Annotated in this window: 17 protein-coding genes; 11 read left to right on the forward strand and 6 right to left on the reverse strand. The window is 71.8% G+C overall.

The genetic code is table 11. The annotated features are described in order from the left end of the window. Positions 1–14 precede the first annotated feature (14 nt). On the forward strand, positions 15–842 hold the full coding sequence (locus tag PV364_RS27795) for a CPBP family intramembrane glutamic endopeptidase (protein WP_319663101.1): 828 nt from the start codon (positions 15–17) through the stop codon (positions 840–842). Positions 843–854: 12 nt separating this feature from the next. Here the strand turns inward: PV364_RS27795 and PV364_RS27800 are convergent, their stop codons facing one another. Further along, positions 855–1,685 (reverse strand): PhzF family phenazine biosynthesis protein, encoded by an 831-nt coding sequence (locus PV364_RS27800; protein WP_319663102.1) that lies wholly within the window; start codon positions 1,683–1,685, stop codon positions 855–857. 339 nt (positions 1,686–2,024) lie between these two features. Between PV364_RS27800 and PV364_RS27805 the strand changes: the two genes are divergently transcribed. Next, positions 2,025–2,180, forward strand: a complete 156-nt coding sequence (locus PV364_RS27805) for a DUF6131 family protein (RefSeq protein ID WP_319663103.1) — start codon at positions 2,025–2,027, stop codon at positions 2,178–2,180. 74 nt (positions 2,181–2,254) lie between these two features. On the opposite strand, the gene PV364_RS27810 is transcribed toward PV364_RS27805, so the two are convergent. Beyond that, entirely contained in the window at positions 2,255–2,665 is a 411-nt protein-coding gene (locus PV364_RS27810) for a Fur family transcriptional regulator (protein WP_319663104.1), read from the reverse strand. Positions 2,666–3,078: 413 nt separating this feature from the next. Here PV364_RS27810 and katG point away from each other — a divergent pair, with 413 nt between their 5' ends. Then, the gene (katG, locus tag PV364_RS27815; protein ID WP_319663105.1) at positions 3,079–5,310 is read left to right on the forward strand and encodes a catalase/peroxidase HPI; all 2,232 of its coding nucleotides are present in this window, start codon (positions 3,079–3,081) and stop codon (positions 5,308–5,310) included. 159 nt (positions 5,311–5,469) lie between these two features. Then, on the forward strand, positions 5,470–5,808 hold the full coding sequence (locus tag PV364_RS27820) for a hypothetical protein (RefSeq protein ID WP_319663106.1): 339 nt from the start codon (positions 5,470–5,472) through the stop codon (positions 5,806–5,808). Between the two features lie 30 nt (positions 5,809–5,838). On the opposite strand, the gene PV364_RS27825 is transcribed toward PV364_RS27820, so the two are convergent. Continuing rightward, positions 5,839–6,858 carry an aldo/keto reductase gene (locus tag PV364_RS27825; RefSeq protein WP_319663107.1) on the reverse strand — a complete coding sequence of 340 codons (1,020 nt, stop codon included), beginning with the start codon at positions 6,856–6,858 and terminating at the stop codon, positions 5,839–5,841. A 134-nt stretch (positions 6,859–6,992) separates the two neighbouring features. On the opposite strand from PV364_RS27825, the gene PV364_RS27830 reads away from it, so the two are divergent. The 3 genes from PV364_RS27830 to PV364_RS27840 all read left to right on the forward strand — a co-directional run bounded on the left by PV364_RS27830 (position 6,993) and on the right by PV364_RS27840 (position 9,272). Then, entirely contained in the window at positions 6,993–7,601 is a 609-nt protein-coding gene (locus PV364_RS27830) for a TetR/AcrR family transcriptional regulator (RefSeq protein WP_319663108.1), read from the forward strand. Between the two features lie 109 nt (positions 7,602–7,710). Then, positions 7,711–8,118, forward strand: a complete 408-nt coding sequence (locus PV364_RS27835; protein ID WP_319663109.1) for a YciI family protein — start codon at positions 7,711–7,713, stop codon at positions 8,116–8,118. An 8-nt stretch (positions 8,119–8,126) separates the two neighbouring features. After that, on the forward strand, positions 8,127–9,272 hold the full coding sequence (locus PV364_RS27840) for an RNA polymerase sigma factor (protein ID WP_319663262.1): 1,146 nt from the start codon (positions 8,127–8,129) through the stop codon (positions 9,270–9,272). 39 nt (positions 9,273–9,311) lie between these two features. On the opposite strand, the gene PV364_RS27845 is transcribed toward PV364_RS27840, so the two are convergent. Genes PV364_RS27845 through PV364_RS27855 form a run of 3 tightly spaced genes read right to left on the reverse strand, consistent with a single transcriptional unit; the run spans position 9,312 to position 12,105 of the window. After that, a complete protein-coding gene (locus PV364_RS27845) occupies positions 9,312–9,905 on the reverse strand; it encodes a hypothetical protein (protein ID WP_319663110.1) in 594 nt (197 codons plus the stop codon). Further along, positions 9,902–11,419, reverse strand: a complete 1,518-nt coding sequence (locus PV364_RS27850; RefSeq protein ID WP_319663111.1) for a HAMP domain-containing sensor histidine kinase — start codon at positions 11,417–11,419, stop codon at positions 9,902–9,904. The genes PV364_RS27845 and PV364_RS27850 overlap by 4 nt, the downstream gene beginning before the upstream one ends. Then, a complete protein-coding gene (locus PV364_RS27855) occupies positions 11,416–12,105 on the reverse strand; it encodes a response regulator transcription factor (RefSeq protein WP_319663112.1) in 690 nt (229 codons plus the stop codon). Before PV364_RS27855 ends, PV364_RS27850 begins: the two co-directional genes overlap by 4 nt. Before the next feature lie 154 nt (positions 12,106–12,259). On the opposite strand from PV364_RS27855, the gene PV364_RS27860 reads away from it, so the two are divergent. The 4 genes from PV364_RS27860 (at position 12,260) to PV364_RS27875 (ending at position 16,369) form a co-directional block, all read left to right on the forward strand. Next, positions 12,260–13,171, forward strand: a complete 912-nt coding sequence (locus tag PV364_RS27860; protein WP_319663113.1) for a DUF3152 domain-containing protein — start codon at positions 12,260–12,262, stop codon at positions 13,169–13,171. Between the two features lie 152 nt (positions 13,172–13,323). Next, positions 13,324–14,268 (forward strand): hypothetical protein, encoded by a 945-nt coding sequence (locus PV364_RS27865; protein ID WP_319663114.1) that lies wholly within the window; start codon positions 13,324–13,326, stop codon positions 14,266–14,268. Further along, positions 14,268–15,650, forward strand: coding sequence for a peptidoglycan-binding protein (locus PV364_RS27870; RefSeq protein ID WP_319663116.1), 1,383 nt, complete (start codon positions 14,268–14,270; stop codon positions 15,648–15,650). The genes PV364_RS27865 and PV364_RS27870 overlap by 1 nt, the downstream gene beginning before the upstream one ends. After that, positions 15,647–16,369: an ABC transporter ATP-binding protein gene (locus PV364_RS27875; protein WP_319663117.1), complete on the forward strand. Its 723-nt coding sequence runs from the start codon at positions 15,647–15,649 to the stop codon at positions 16,367–16,369. Before PV364_RS27870 ends, PV364_RS27875 begins: the two co-directional genes overlap by 4 nt. Positions 16,370–16,440 lie beyond the last annotated feature (71 nt).

Raw genomic sequence — 16,440 nt, forward strand, 5'->3', positions numbered from 1 at the left:
GCCGATGAGGCAGGATGGCGCGCGTGGAGGGCTCTGTGGACGGCAGAACGATCGACGCGGGCGGCGCCGGGAGCGGCGGCGCCCGCGGACTGGAGCGGCGCACGCTGCGCAGTGAGACCTTGCTGGTGCTCGCGCTGTCGCTCGGCGCCAGCGCGCTCTCGGCGCTGATCAGCTTCATCGGCTCCGTGACCAAACCCGGCGGGCTGAAGGACCAGGCGGCCACCTTGGTGGGCACGCAGGCGCCGGGGCGGCCGTGGCTGGACCTGGCCTGGCAGCTGTTCGGTGTCGCCACCGCGCTGGTCCCGGTGGCCCTCGTGGCCCACCTGCTGGCGCGGGAGGGGACGGGCATGCCGGTGATCGGGTTCGACCTGCGGCGACCGCGTTCCGACGTGCTGCGCGGGGCGGCCGTCGCGGCCGTCATCGGTGGCACGGGGCTGCTGTTCTACCTGGGCGCCCGGGCCTCGGGGGCCAACCTGACGGTCGTGCCGGAGTCCCTGCCGGACGTGTGGTGGAAGATCCCCGTCCTCATCGCCTCCGCGATCCAGAACGCCGTGCTCGAAGAAGTGATCGTCGTCGGCTATCTGCTGCGCCGGCTCGGCCAGTTGGGCTGGACGCCGATGGGGGCGCTGGTCGCGAGCAGCGTGCTGCGCGGCTCGTACCACCTGTACCAGGGCATCGGCGGACTGCTCGGCAACATGGCGATGGGCGTCGTGTTCGTGCTGCTCTACCGCCGATGGGGGCGGGTGGGACCGCTGGTGGCGGCCCACTCGCTCATCGACATCGTGGCGTTCGTCGGGTACGCGGTGCTGGCGGGCAAGGTCGGCTGGCTCCCCACCGCGTGAGCGCGCGGTGGGTCAGGGGCGCGCGTGCAGCTCGCCGTCGACCACCGTCACCGCCCGGCCGGTGAGCAGCACGCGGTCGCCCCGGAGCGCCGTTCGTACCCGTCCGCCGCGGGCGGAGGCCTGCAGTCCGGTCAGCTCGTCGCGGCCCAGCCGGGCCGCCCAGAACGGGGCGAGGGCGGTGTGGGCGCTGCCCGTGACCGGGTCCTCGGGGATACCGAGGGCGGGGAAGAAGCACCGCGAGACGAAGTCGTACCCCTCGGTGTCGGGCGACTCGGCCCGCGCCGTGACGATCAGGCCCCGCCCCGACGGCAGCGCGGCGACCTTCGCCGGGTCCGGGGTGAGGGCCCGGACCGTCTTCTCGTCGGCCACCTCGACCAGCAGGTCGCCCACGTCCTCACCGGTCCCGAGGGCCGACAGGACCTCGGCGCCGATCGCCGGGGCGACGCCCGCGGGCACCTCGACCGGCGTCAGCGGCGCGGTCGGGAAGTCCATCGTGGTCGTGCCGTCCGCCCCCGTGGTCGTCGTCAGCACCCCGCACCGGGCGCTGAACCGCACGGTGCCGGAGGCCGCCCCGCTGGTGTGCAGGGCGTGGGCCGTCGCCAGTGTGGCGTGCCCGCACATGTTCACCTCGGCCGCCGGGGTGAACCAGCGCAGCGCCCAGTCGGCGTCGGGGGCTCCGGGCGTGGGGTGCGCGAAGGCGGTCTCGGAGAGGTTCAGCTCCGCGGCGACGGACTGGAGCCACGCGTCCGCGGGGAAGGCGTCCGCGTCGGGCAGCAGCAGCACGCCGGCGGGATTGCCCGCGAAGGGCAGGTCGGTGAAGGCGTCGACGATTCGAATCCGCATGAGCGTGAGCCTAGGCGGAGTGTGAAGCCGCAGCCCAGGGCCAATCCGGCGGCCGTGGACCCGGGGACCGCCGACGCGCTCCGCACCAGTGGCCCTCGGGAAGTATCCGCATCGGAAAAAGGGATGATCCGCACGAAGGGGGGTAGCCGCCCGATAGGAACAAAATGTGGTGAATGAGGTGATTTCGATGACCGCACGGTCGCGCAGCACGCCGGAACGGCGGGACAGGCACCTCGTGGAGGTGCACAGGAGTCGGGCGAATGCCGGTGGCGCCAGGGAGCGAACGCCGATCGCGCCGTGCGGAACCGGGCGTCGTGACATCGACCAACGGAGGGCATCATGATCGTACTCGGCGTCATCCTGCTGATCGTCGGGTTCCTGCTGGGAATCTCGATCCTGTGGACCATCGGGATCATCCTCGTGGTCATCGGGCTCGTGCTCTGGGTGATGGGAGCCCTGGGCCACGCCATCGGCGGCCGTCGCCACTACTACTAGGCGACCCGGCGAGAAACGCGAACGGCGCGCCATGGGCGCGCCGTTCGGCCTGAGCGGGGCTCACATCGGTCCGGCTAGGCGCAGGACGGGCAGAGTCCGCGGTAGGTGACCTCGACGTCGGACACCGTGAAGCCGAACCGTTCCTCCGCGGGCAGGTCGGCCAGTGGGTCGCCGGTCGGGTGGACGTCGCGGACGGTGCCGCAGTGGGAGCACACCAGGTGCTGGTGCGGCCGGTGCGCATTCGGGTCGTACCGCTTGGCGCGGCCGTCCGTGGCGACCTCTATCACCTCGCCGAGCGAGACCAGTTCGCCCAGGGTGTTGTACACGGTCGCCCGGGAGATCTCCGGCAGCCGCTGCGCCGCGCGGGCGTGCACCTCGTCGGCCGTGAGGTGCACGTGGTCGCCGTCGAGGACCTCGGCAACGACACGCCGCTGGGAGGTCATCCGCCAGCCGCGTCCTCGCAGTCGCTCCAGCAGGTCACTCATGTCGGTTCACCTGTTCAGGTTCGTTGGGATACCCGAAATTTACCAGGGGGCGTCCTGGTGCCGGTGCGAACGGCGTTGGGGTTGGCACGCTTCTTGACTTGGACTGCGTCCATCGTAGGATCGGTTCCGGCAATAGCCAAGGGACTGGAAGCCTCCAGCACGGCAGGAGACAGGGACGTGACGGGATCACCGCAGGCGAACCGCGCGGTGCCGGCCCGGGCGTGCCCTCCCGGCTCCGGAGCGGGCCCTGTTGTCCTGCCGAGCCGTGGCTGAGGGCGTCTTTGTGCTCGTCGCGTCGCGTCCCGTACGCCGCGACCGGCCCCGGTCGTTCGACCGGCGAGGCCCCCTGCCCCCGCTGTCCTGCCGCCCGCAGTGCCTGAGCACCGTGATCCGCCTGGTCCGGAAGGATTCCCATGTCTGAGAACCATGACGCCATCGTCGTCGACGCCAAGACGGAGGGCGGAGGTGGCTGCCCCGTCGCCCACGGGCGTGCGCCGCACCCGACGCAGGGCGGCGGCAACCGCCAGTGGTGGCCGGAGCGGCTCAACCTGAAGATCCTCGCCAAGAACCCCGCCGTGGCCAACCCCCTCGGCGGCGACTTCGACTACGCCGCGGCGTTCCAGAGCCTGGACCTTCCCGCGGTGAAGCGCGACATCGCCGAGGTCCTGACGACCTCGCAGGACTGGTGGCCCGCCGACTTCGGCCACTACGGCCCGTTCATCATCCGCATGGCGTGGCACAGCGCGGGCACCTACCGCATCAGCGACGGCCGCGGTGGAGCCGGTGCCGGGCAGCAGCGCTTCGCGCCCCTCAACAGCTGGCCGGACAACGGCAACCTCGACAAGGCCCGCCGCCTGCTGTGGCCGGTCAAGAAGAAGTACGGCCAGAACCTCTCGTGGGCCGACCTGATGATCCTCGCGGGCAACGTCGCCCTGGAGTCGATGGGCTTCGAGACCTTCGGCTTCGCCGGCGGCCGCGCGGACGTCTGGGAGCCCGACGAGGACGTCTACTGGGGCCCCGAGACCACGTGGCTCGGCGACGAGCGCTACACCGGCGACCGTGAGCTGGAGAACCCCCTCGGCGCGGTGCAGATGGGCCTGATCTACGTCAACCCCGAGGGCCCCAACGGCACTCCGGACCCGCTCGCCGCGGCCCGCGACATCCGTGAGACCTTCCGCCGGATGGCGATGAACGACGAGGAGACCGTCGCCCTGATCGCGGGCGGTCACACCTTCGGCAAGACCCACGGCGCGGGCCCGGCCGACAGCGTCGGCGCCGACCCCGAGGCCGCCTCGATCGAGGAGCAGGGCCTCGGCTGGAAGAACAGCTTCGGCACCGGCAAGGGTGGTGACGCGATCACCAGCGGTCTCGAGGGCATCTGGACCAACACCCCGATCACCTGGGACAACAGCTTCTTCGAGATCCTCTTCGGCTACGAGTGGGAGCTGTTCCAGAGCCCCGCGGGCGCCCACCAGTGGCGGCCGAAGGACGGAGCCGGCGCGGGCACCGTCCCCGACGCCCACGACGCGTCGAAGACCCACGCCCCGACGATGCTGACCACCGACCTGTCGCTGCGCGTCGACCCGGCCTACGAGCAGATCTCGCGCCGCTTCCTGGAGAACCCCGCCGAGTTCGCGGACGCCTTCGCCCGCGCCTGGTTCAAGCTGACGCACCGTGACATGGGCCCGGTCGTCCGCTACCTCGGCCCCGAGGTCCCCAGTGAGACCCTGCTGTGGCAGGACCCGCTGCCCGCCGCGACCCACGGCCTCGTCGACGCCGCGGACGTCGCCGCCCTCAAGAGCCTGGTGCTCGACTCGGGCCTGTCGGTCTCCCAGCTGGTGTCCACCGCGTGGGCGTCGGCCTCGTCCTTCCGCGGCAGCGACAAGCGCGGCGGTGCCAACGGCGCACGCATCCGCCTGCAGCCGCAGAGCGGCTGGGAGGTCAACGAGCCCGACGAGCTCGCGACGGTCCTGCGCACTCTGGAGGGCGTCCAGCAGTCCTTCAACGCCGGCCGGACCGACGGCAAGGGGATCTCGTTCGCCGACCTGATCGTCCTCGCCGGCGGTGTGGGCGTCGAGCAGGCCGCCAAGGAGGCGGGCTTCGCCGTCGAGGTCCCCTTCACGCCGGGGCGTGTGGACGCCGCCCAGGAGCAGACCGACACGGAGTCGTTCGCCGCTCTGGAGCCGAAGGCCGACGGCTTCCGCAACTACCTCGGCAAGGGCAACCGGCTGCCCGCCGAGTACCTGCTGATCGACCGGGCCAACCTGCTGACCCTGAGCGCCCCCGAGCTGACCGTCCTGGTCGGCGGCCTGCGCGTCCTGGGCGCCAACTACCAGCAGTCCTCCCTCGGTGTCCTCACCACGACCCCCGGGTCGCTGACCAACGACTTCTTCGTCAACCTGCTCGACATGGGCACGGTGTGGAAGGCGACGTCGGAGGACGCGAACACCTTCGAGGGCCGCGACTCCGCCACGGGCGAGGTCAAGTGGACGGGCAGCCGCGCCGACCTGGTCTTCGGATCGAACTCCGAGCTGCGCGCGCTGGCGGAGGTCTACGCGAGCGACGACGCGAAGGAGAAGTTCGTGGGCGACTTCGTCGCGGCGTGGGTCAAGGTCATGGAGCTCGACCGGTTCGACCTCGTCTGACCCCCACTCCGACGTCCGACGTCCGATTCTGAAGTCAGGCGTCAGGCGTCAGGCGTCCCACGTCCCGGCGTCCGGGACGGCCCCCTCGGGCCGTCCCGGACGCCGGTGGCGTGTAGGGAGCCCGCCCGCTCCCGGAGCGCCGTGGATACGCTGGGCCTCATGGGGCCTTTCCTGCCGTACCTGCTCCTCGTGGTCTGCCTGGCCGCGGTCATGGGGCTCTTCATGTGGCTGGCGACGGTGATCCGCCGCCGGGGCGTCGCCGGTTCGGCCGTCCGGGCGGCCATGGCCTCCTACGAGGAGGCGTTCCAGGTGACGGCGCACGACGCGCACTACGAGATCCAGGCGCAGGCGGAGCGCAAGGTGCCCGTGATGTCGCCGGACGATCCATGGCGGTCCGGGCGGCCGGGGCGGCGCGACGCCGGGACTTCTCGCCGCGTACCGCCGAAGCGGCGGCTCCGTCGGCGGTCGGGCGGCCTGTGGAGAGCCCGCCGGCGGTGACGCCGCGCGCCGCCTTGCCTGCCCGGGCGGTCAGCGGCGCCGCAGCGACGCGTCGAGCAGGGCCGGCGGGGTGTCGAACTTCTCGTGCGGGGCGAGGTCGACGCCGGGCGGCACGATCGCGTCGATCGCGTCGAGCACGTCGGCCGGGAGCACGGTGTCCGCGGCGGCGAGCTGGGAGTGCAGGTGGTCCAGCGTGCGGGGCCCGATGATCGCGCTGGTCACGGCGGGGTGCGCGGTCACGAACCCGAGTGCGAGCTGGATCATCGTCAGACCGGCCGCGTCGGCGACCGCGGCCAGCCGCTCCACCGCGTCGAGCCGGGCACGGTTGGACGGCACGGTGAGGTCGAAACGCTGGGGGAGGAGCACCGAACGGCTGGTGGTGATCTCCCGGCCCTCACGGACCGCCCCCGACAGCCAGCCCGAGGCCAACGGGCTCCACGCCAGCACGCCGAGGCCGTACTCCTGCGTCACGGGCAGGACGTGGGCCTCGATGCCGCGCTGCAGGATCGAGTAGCTGGGCTGCTCCGTGACGTAACGGCTCAAGCGGTGCTCCCGGGCGGCCCACTGCGCCTGCACGAGACGGTGGGCCGGGAAGGTCGAGGAGCCGAAGTAGCGGATCTTCCCCGCGCGTTGCAGGTCGGTCAGGGCCGACAGCGTCTCCTCGTCGCTGGTGGTCGGGTCCCACCGGTGGATCTGGTAGAGATCGACGTGGTCGACGCCGAGGCGGCGCAGGCTGTTGTCGAGCTCGGTGACCAGCCAGCGGCGTGAACTGCCCCGGTGGTTGCGCTCGTCGCCCATCGGCATGGCCGCCTTCGTGGCCAGCACGATGTCGTCCCGGCGGCCGGCGATGGCCTTGCCGACCATCTCCTCCGACTGGCCGTCGCTGTACATGTCGGCGGTGTCGATGACGTTGATGCCGCCCTCAAGGGCGGCGTCAACGATCGCGGTGGCCTCGTCCTGTGTGGTGCGTCCGATCGCGCCGAAGTTCATCGCGCCGAGCGCGAGCGAGCCGACCTGCACACCGGTGCGGCCCAAGGTGCGGTACTGCATGACCGTGTCTCCTCTGGAGCGGCTTGGTTGTGGGCCCCCCGCTCTGACATCATGAGCAAGCGGAACCCGGTTCCGTTAACGATACGGAACCGAGTTCCGTTTAGCAATCACGAGTGGGAGCGGAAGGACGCCGCGTGCACGACGACGACGAGGGCCCGGGGCGCACGGCCCGGCCCAAGCGGGCGGATGCCCGGCGCAACAAGGAGACGCTGCTCGACGCGGCCGCCGCGATCTTCGTCACGGCGGGCGTCGAAGCGCCGGTGCGCGACATCGCGGCCAGGGCCGGAGTCGGGACGGGCACGATCTACCGCCACTTCCCCACCCGGGCCGATCTCATCGTCGCCGTCTACCGGCACCAGGTGGAGGCCTGCGCCGAGGCCGGTCCGGCCCTGCTCGCGGCCGGTACGGCCCCGTACGCCGCGCTGGCGCAGTGGATCGATCTCTTTGTCGACTTCCTGGTCACCAAGCACGGCCTCGCCGCCGTGCTGCAGTCCGACAACACCGACTTCCAGACCCTGCACGCGTACTTCCTCGACCGGCTCGTGCCCGTGTGCACCCGGCTGGTCGACGCCGCGGCCGCCACCGGCGAGATCCGCACCGACGTGGACGCCTACCAGCTCATGCGCGGTGTCGGGAACCTGTGCATCGGCGCGGAGAACGATCCCCGCTACCACCCGCGCCTGCTGGTCGGGCTTCTCGTCGCCGGACTGCGGCTGCCGCAACCGCGGCCAACGGGGCAGTGAGGCCGCGCGGCTGCTTCTCCGCCGGTCCCGTGTCGAGAATCCGCGGCCGGTTCCGTCCCAGCGGCGAACGCGGCCACAATGGGTCGCACCAGTACCGAGGAGAACCACGATGGCCAAGTACCTGCTGCTCAAGCACTACCGGGGCGCCCCGGCCTCGGTCAACGACGTGCGCATGGACCAGTGGACGCCGGAGGAGATCTCGGCACACGTGCAGTACATGAACGACTTCGCGGCCCGGCTCGTGAAGTCCGGTGAGTACGTCGACGGCCAGGCCCTCGCCCCCGAGGGGACCTGGGTGCGGTACGACGGCGAGGGGCGCCCGCCGGTCACCGACGGCCCCTTCGCCGAGACCAAGGACCTGATCGCCGGCTGGACGGTGATCGACGTCGACAGCCACGAGCGCGCCGTCGAACTGGCCGGGGAACTGTCCGCCGCCCCGGGAGCGGGGGGCGAGCCGATCCACGAATGGCTGGAGCTGCGCCCGTTCCTCGGCTCGCACTGCACGATCACGGAGTGACCTCGTCGATGCACGAGGCCCCGGTCCGGAGCCTCACGCCGAGCGTCCTCGCCGTCCTCGTCCGCCGCGGGGCCGACTTCGCGGCGGCCGAGGACGCCGTGCAGGACGCACTGGTCGAGGCGGTCCGCGTCTGGCCGGCCGACCCGCCGCGGGACGCGAAGGGCTGGCTGGTCACCGTGGCCTGGCGCAAGTTCCTCGACGCCACCCGCTCGGATGCCGCCCGCCGCCGGCGTGAGGACCTCGTCGGCGACGAGCCGGCACCCGGGCCCGCCCCCGCGGCGGACGACACCCTCCAGCTGTACTTCCTGTGCGCCCACCCCTCGCTGACGCCGTCGTCCGCCGTGGCGCTCACGCTGCGCGCCGTGGGCGGGCTCACCACCCGCCAGATCGCCCGGGCCTACCTGGTGCCCGAGGCGACCATGGCGCAGCGGATCAGCCGGGCCAAGCGCACCGTCTCCGGCGTGCGCCTCGATCAGCCCGGCGACGTCGCCACCGTGCTGCGCGTCCTGTACCTGGTCTTCAACGAGGGCTACTCCGGCGACGTCGACCTCGCCGCGGAGGCAATCCGGCTGACCCGGCAGCTCGCCGCCGCGATCGACCACCCCGAAGTGGCGGGACTGCTCGCCCTGATGCTGCTCCACCACGCCCGGCGCGCCTCCCGGACCGCGTCCGACGGCAGCCTGGTGCCGCTCGCCGAGCAGGACCGCGGCCGGTGGGACACCGCGGCGATCGCCGAGGGTGTCGTGATCCTGCAGGCGGCCCTCGCCCGCGACCGGCTGGGCGAGTTCCAGGCCCAGGCCGCCATCGCGGCGCTCCACGCCGACGCGCGAACCGCCGGGGAGACCGACTGGGTGCAGATCGTCGAGTGGTACGACGAGCTCGTGCGCCTGACCGACAGCCCGGTCGTCCGGCTCAACCGCGCGGTCGCCGTCGGCGAGGCCGACGGACCGCGCGCCGGGCTGGCGGCGCTCGCGGCGCTGGACGACGTTCTGCCGCGCCACACCGCGGTGGCGGCCCATCTCCACGCGCGCGACGGCGACCTCGCGACGGCCGCACGGCTGTATGCCGAGGCGGCCCAGAAGGCGCCCAACCTCGCCGAGCGCGATCACCTGACTCGCCAGGCCGCGCGGCTCAACACCCTCAGGCGGCGCTGACGGAGCGAGGCCGGTCGCCTCGTGCGGGCGGGGCGGCGCCTACTGCAGCGGACTGCCGGGACACGAGTCGCCCGACTGCGTCCTCGTCCATCCGCCGCCCAGCACGCGGACGCCCTTGAGCACGGAGGAGTGCTGCGCGTCGACCGATGGAGCCATCGCGCCGCCGCTCCCACCGACGTCCGAGACGAGCGCCCCAGCCGGCGTGATCGCACGGGTCACGGTGCAGGCCAGCTGCCGCATGGCCAGGTGGCTGAAGGGCGGGACGTCCCTGTCGAGGAGCTGCACGGACACGATGTCGTCCTCGCCGATCGCCACCTTGGGGGTCTCTCGCAGACGTGGCAGTTCGGTGGAAGCCGTCGCGGACTCGTATCCACTCGGTCCGTCGAACAGCGAGCTCAGGAGGCCGCCGATGTCCCTGGAGTCGCCGACCTTGCGCAGATAGGGCGCCAGTTCGCCCTTGCGCAGGAAGTAGAGGGGAACGACGGCCGGCGACGCGGGCTGCGCACCGGGGGAGAAGATACCGCTCGCCGCCGGGCCTGCCTGGATGACGCCGGACGGGGGGACACCGCACGCCGCCAGTGTGAGTGCGGCCGTGAGCCCGGTCAGCAGCGCGCAGGCGCGCGCGGCCTTCACCGGGCACCGCCCGCGATGTCGTCGGCGGCCGCGGAGTCGCGGTGCAGAGGGAGTTCGACGGTGAAGGCCGCCCCGCCCCAGGGAAGGTTGGCCGCGCTGATCCGGCCCCCGTGCAGGCGCACGTTCTCCGCCGTGATGGCCAGGCCCAGCCCGCTGCTCTCACTTCTGGTCCGTGTGGTGCTGGCCTTGTAGAAGCGCTCGAAGATGTGCGGCATGGCCTCCTCGGTGATCCCCGGCCCGCTGTCGGTCACCTCGATGACGGCCCATGCCACGCCCGTTCGCTCCTTCCTCACGTCCATGGTCAGCCGCACCGGAGGCGCCCCGTGCCGCAGCGCGTTGCCCACCAGGTTGGCCATGACGACGTCGAGCCTGCGCGGATCCACGCGCGCCCGGAGCACGCCTGGCGCGGGCAGGTAGGCCTCCACCTGGTCCTGCCATCCCCGGGAGGCGAGGGTGCGGCGTACGGACTCGGCCAAGTCGACCTCGTCCAGGTTGAGTTCGACCGCACCCGCGTCGAATCGGGAGATCTCCATCAGGTCCTCCACCAGCCCGCTCAGCCGGATGGTCCCCTCGCTGATGAGCCTTAGCGCGTCGCCGGTCTCCCGGTCGTGGCGCAGCGCGTTCTCGTCCAGCACGTCGGTCAGCGCCGACATCGCGGTCAGAGGGGTCCGCAGCTCATGGGAGACGTCCGCGGCGAAACGACGCGCCTGGGCCTCCAGGCGGCGCAGCTCCGCGACCGACTGCTCCAGCGCGGCCGCTGTGTCGTTGAAGGACTGCGAGAGGTCCGCCAGTTCGTCGGAACCGTTGACGGCCAGCCGGACGTCGAGATGCCCCTCGGCCATCCGGCGCGTCGCCCGGCGCAACGCCCGCACGGGGCGGAGCACGCCGCTCGCGGCCAGCAGCGCCAGCACGACGGCCAGACACAGTGCCACCAGGGTGGCGCGCTCGATGCCGCTCACCATCGCCCTGACATAGCCCTGTTCGGTGTCCTGCGGCACCACCAGGTACATCACCACCCCCGAGAGCCGGGCCTCCTTGGCCCCGGCGGCGGTGTAGGTGACCGGCATGCCGACGACGAGAAAGGGCTGACCGTCGGCGCTCACCCGCTGGAACACCGCCGCACGGGTGGTCCGCACGGACCGGAGCAGCTCCGGACTCAGCCTGTCGAAGTCCGCGCTCGGCGCCCATGCGCGAGTGCCGCCGTACGTGGCCATGACCCGCCAGCCTTCCTGCTGGTGGGCGAAGAGCACCTGGTTGACCGCCACCTGCAGGGCGGACTGGTCGGGCGCCATGGGAGTGTAGGCGGCCACGTCGTCGACACTCTTGCGGAACTGCTGGATGACGGAGTCCTGGCTCTGCTGGAGCACCCCCGTCCGGGCCTCGCGGAAGGCGAGGGCGCCGGTGCTCAGGGCGCTGGCCACGGCCACCAGGGCGAAGGCGACCACCAGACGGGCGCGCAGTCCGCGCAACGGAAGGGGCACGCGTGCCAGGAGTGCCCGGAAGCGGGCGCTCACGGGGAGACGAACCGGTAGCCGAAGCCGCGGACGGTCTGGATGTACTGGGGATCCCCGCCCAGCTCGCCGACCTTGTTGCGCAGGCGCTTCACGCAGGCGTCCACGAGCCGTATGTCGCCGTGGTAGCTGTGCTCCCAGACCGCCTCCAGCAGTTGCTGGCGGCTGAACACCTGACCGGGCGAGGCCGACAGCGTCAGCAGCAGCCGGAGTTCGGAGGGGGCCAGCGCGACGGGTGCACCGCGGTGGGTCACCACGAGCCCGGCGCGGTCGATGACCAGCTCGCCGTGCGCCTCCGCCCTGGGCCGGACGCCGTCGGCGAACCCGGTGTCCTGCCGGCGGAGCACCGCCCGTATTCGTGCGTCGAGCACCCGTGCCTGCACGGGCTTGACCACGTAGTCGTCGGCGCCGGCCTCCAGCCCCACGACCACGTCGATGTCGTCCCCCTTGGCGGTCACCATGATGATCGGCACCTGGTCGCGGTTCCTGATCCGCCGGCACACGTCGAGGCCGGACATCCCGGGCAGCATGAGGTCGAGCACGACGACGTCCGGACGGAAGGGGCGGAGCTGTTCCAGCCCCGCCTCACCCGATGCGGCGGCGAAAACCTCGTGCCCCTGGTGCCGCAGCGCCAACTGGACGGCGTTACGGACATCTGGGTCGTCTTCGACAATAAGGACTCGCGACACGCCGACAGTGTACGCAGACCGCGTTCGGTGACCGCCGTGCCGAATGGCCCCTCCTGGGACCTGTTACAGAAGGGTCATAGAGGGGGCCACTCGTTACCCTTTCGTGACTTTCCGAACCCATGGCCATCATGTGAAATGACCATTTTGAGCTGCCATGCATTCGGCACGAGAGCGGGAATCCGCACCACCCATCGGCAGTGCCGCGGCCTCCCGCCGCGGCGGCAGGCAGGCGCCGTCCCACCGCGGCAGCCGTCGCCGGACCTCCCACCGCCGGGGCCGTCCGCGCCGCCGGGCCGGGCGTTATCTGCTCATGGCGCTGGTGGCGCTCGGCCTGCTCGGCTCCGGGATGTTCTTCCTGGGCGGCGGGCAGAGCGACGCGTCGAGCCACGCGCCGCAGCCGCGGCGCGTGGCGCACCTCACGCACTCGCCCACGCCGCCCCCCACGCCGACGCCGACGCCCACCCCGACGCCGAGCCCCACCGAGATCGCGGTTCCCGCGACAGGCAGCGGCACGTTCACCACCGCGCGTGCCGGTGGCGCGAAGGTCGGTCGCGGCGCGCATCTGATCCGCTACGCGGTCCAGGTCGAGACCGGGCTCGACGTCTCGCCGGACGAGGCGGCGCAGGAGATCGCCGACATACTCGCCGCCCCCCGGGGCTGGACGCACAGTGGGAACAACTCGTTCCGCCTGGTGGGCGCGGGGGAGTCGTACGACCTCATGATCAAGATCGCGACAGCGGGGACGGCGGACGCCCTGTGCTGGGCGGGGATCCACCAGGACACCCACGGCGAGTACAACTGCGAGATCCCCGGCGGAGTGGTGGTCAACCTCAAGCGCTGGGTCAAGGGCTCGCCCACGTTCGACGGCCCGATCCACGACTACCGGGCGCTGATCATCAACCACGAGATGGGGCACTCCCTGGGCCTCACGCACATGACCTGCGCGGGTCCCGGCCAGCTCGCCCCCGTCATGATGCAGCAGATCAAGGGCCTGCACGGATGCGTCGCCAACGCCTGGCCGTACGACAAGAGCGGTCATTACGTCTCCGGACCGCACGTGCCGTGAACCGGCGTTACAGCTTGGTCATGGTCCGGGCCGACAGCCATCACGTGCGGGCACCAGGGTGGACGCCAGTGACAACGCTCCGGCCGTCGAGGCCGTCGAGTGACTCCCACGGTGCGCCGGTCCCGGTGCGCCTCACCTTCGGAGGAAGAGACATGTCCGGATCCCGCGCCGCTCGGAAACTGGCCGTAGCGGTGAGTCTGCTGCCTCTGCTGGCGGCCTGCGGTAGCGAGGCCGCGTCCCGGACGGCGGGCGACGGGAGGGACCCGGCGGCCGCGTCGGGGCAGCTCGAGGCTCCCGCCGACGCGAGTGCGGACCTCAAGAAGCAGTACCTCGTGGAGAATTCGATCGCGGCCTGCATGAAGAAGCAGGGGTTCACCTACACACCCGTGGCGCCCGAGGATCCCGCGGCCTCCTGGGCCACCGACGGGGCCGACTACCAGCTGACGAAGAAGCAGCGGCAGAAGTACGGCTTCGGCATCTACTCGGCCGCCGTCTACCCCGACGACCCCCAGGCGCCCGGCAGCAATGCGTCCCGGAAGGACTCGACCGACACCGTCCACGCGGACTACGTCGCCACGCTCACCCCCGAGCAGAGGACCGCCTACGAGAAGGCGCTGGGTGGCCCTCCGGACCCGAAGACCGGTGCGAAGGACTGGACCGGTTGCCAGGGAACGGCCGACAAACAGGTCTACGGATCGACGACGCCCCAGCAGCGCAGCGAAGAGACCGCGACGCGGATGCAGGCGAACGGGCAGGCCCTCAACGGTGATCCGAAGCTGATCACGCTGGCGCAGTCGTACGCCTCGTGCCTGCGGAAGGACGGCATCCCCGTCACGACCACGCAGCCGACCAGCATCGGGGAGATGGTGAAGCTCCAGGCGAACGTGTCGGCCCCCGTCGGCGCCGGTGCCGGCGCCGCGGCGCTGAACCCCGACGGGACCCCCATCGAGCCCATCGGCAAGGCCGAGGCTCTGCCGCTGCTCACCAAGGACATCGCCCTGGCGATGCAGGACCTGGAGTGCGGCAAGGCGTTCCGGGCCGCCTTCTTCCCGAAGTTCTTCAAGGCCCCGGCCGCCATCGGTGGCGGTGCCGGGTGATGCGGCGGCACAAGGGCGAGAGCAGCCGGCGCAAGCGGTTGGGGAGCATCGTCGTCGCGGTGGGGCTGGTGGGCGCGGGCGGATGGTTCGCCGGATCGCAGATGCAGTCACCGGCGGATGCGGCTGCCGCGCACCGGCCGCCGAAGGCCGAGCCGGTCACGGTCGCGGTCGAACGGCGGTCGCTGACCGCGAGCGTGGTGGCGCAGGGCTCGGTGGAGTTCGCCTCGCCGCAGAGCCTCTCCCTGGCCGGGCCGGTCGGCTCGCCGGATTCGGGCTCCGGGGGGCCGGGGGCCGACGACGGGGTCGTCCAGCGGGTCACCAGGCTGCCGGTCGCCGGGTCGGAGGTGAAGGAGGGCGACGTGCTGATGCAGGTCAGCGGCAGGCCGGTCCTGGTGCTGCGCGGATCCGTCCCGATGTACCGCACGCTGGGCCCCGGTACGTCGGGGGACGACGTCAAGCAGCTCCAGCAGGCGCTGAAGCGGCTCGGCTTCTCCTTCGGCACGGTCACCGGGACCTTCGGGCAGCAGGACGCCGTGGCGGTGAGCCGCTGGTACCGGAGCAAGGGCTTTCGCGCGGAGGAGCCCGGCATCGCGGACAAGCAGCAGCTGGGAACGCTGGAGGCGGCCGTGACCGCGGCCCAGCAGGCGGTCCTCGCGGCGACGGACCCGGGCGACGGTACGGACACCGGTGGTGAAGCCGGAAAGCTGCAGCGCAAGGCGGCACAGCAGCAGCTGGACGCGGCCAACTCCGCGCTGTCGGCCTTCCAGGCCGGCTACGGGACCAAGGTCCCCGCGGGTGAGGTGATCTTCCTGCCGGATCTCCCGGCGCGGCTGGACAAGGTGTCCGTGAAGCTCGGTGACACACCGTCAGGACCGGTCGGCACGGTGACCAGCTCGCGGGTCGTGGTGCAGGCCGTCGTGCCCGGCAACGACGCCAAGCTGCTGCACAAGGGCATGAAAGCGCAGGTGGAGACCCCCGACGGCAAGACGGCGGAGGGGGAACTGGTCGCGCTCGGCGACGATGTGCCGAAGAACGACGCGGGGGCCGGCACGGACTCGGGCGGCACCTCGGGCGGCGGGAGCGGCGACGCGTCGGCCCCCGTGCCGGTGCAGATCTCCCTCCCGTCGGGAGAACTGGCCAAGAACGCCAACGAGTCCGCGAAGGTGACCATCAAGGTGGGTGCGTCGGACGGCGAGGTGCTCACGGTGCCCGTCGCCGCGCTCCACACCTCGGCCGACGGGAAGGCCCGGGTGCAGGTCCGGCGCGGCGGCGAGGTGGTGGACGTCCCCGTCAAGGCGGGTCTGTCCGCGCAGGGGCAGGTGGAGGTCGCGCCGACCGGCGACGCCCTCAAGGCGGGCGATTACGTGGTGGTCGGGCAGTGAGCGGATCGCCGGCGCCTGTCGTGCCCGACGCCGACACCGTCATCCAACTGGTCTCCGTCGACCGGACCTTCGACTCCGAGCCGCCCGTGCACGCCCTGCGGGACGTGAACCTGGCCGTCCGGCGCGGCGAGCACCTGTCGATCGTCGGCCCGTCCGGTTCCGGCAAGTCGACCCTGCTCAACACCCTGGGCCTGCTGGACCGTCCCACCTCCGGCGCCTACTGGCTCGACGGGGTGGAGACCAAGGCGCTCGGCGACCTGGAGCGCACGTCGCTGCGCGGCAGCCGGATCGGATTCGTCTTCCAGTCCTTCCACCTGCTGCCGTACCGCACCGTGGACGAGAACGTCATGCTCGCCGAGGCCTACCGCCGGCCGCGGCCCGGTCGCGGCCGCGCCGGCCGCCGTGCCAGGGCCGAGGAGGTGCTGGAACGGGTGGGCCTGGCGCACCGGATCGGCTTCCGGCCGGACCGGCTCTCCGGTGGTGAGCGGCAACGGGTCGCGATCGCCCGGGCGCTGATGAGCGAGCCCGCCCTGCTGCTGTGCGACGAGCCGACCGGCAACCTCGACAGTGAGAACACCGAGTCGGTGCTCGGCCTCTTCGACCGACTGAGCGAGCAGGGAATGACGCTCGTCGTGATCACCCATGAGGACGCGGTCAGCAAGCGGGCCGACCGCCGGGTGCGGATCCGCGACGGACGGCTCACCGAGGAGAACCGATGAGGACCCAACTCCGGGCCAGAGCACGCGTCCTCGAACTGGTGAACCGTGTGGGCACACCGACCGCCGACCCC

It is taken from the genome of Streptomyces sp. MI02-7b, assembly GCF_033793585.1.
Classification (GTDB): Bacteria; Actinomycetota; Actinomycetes; order Streptomycetales; family Streptomycetaceae; genus Actinacidiphila.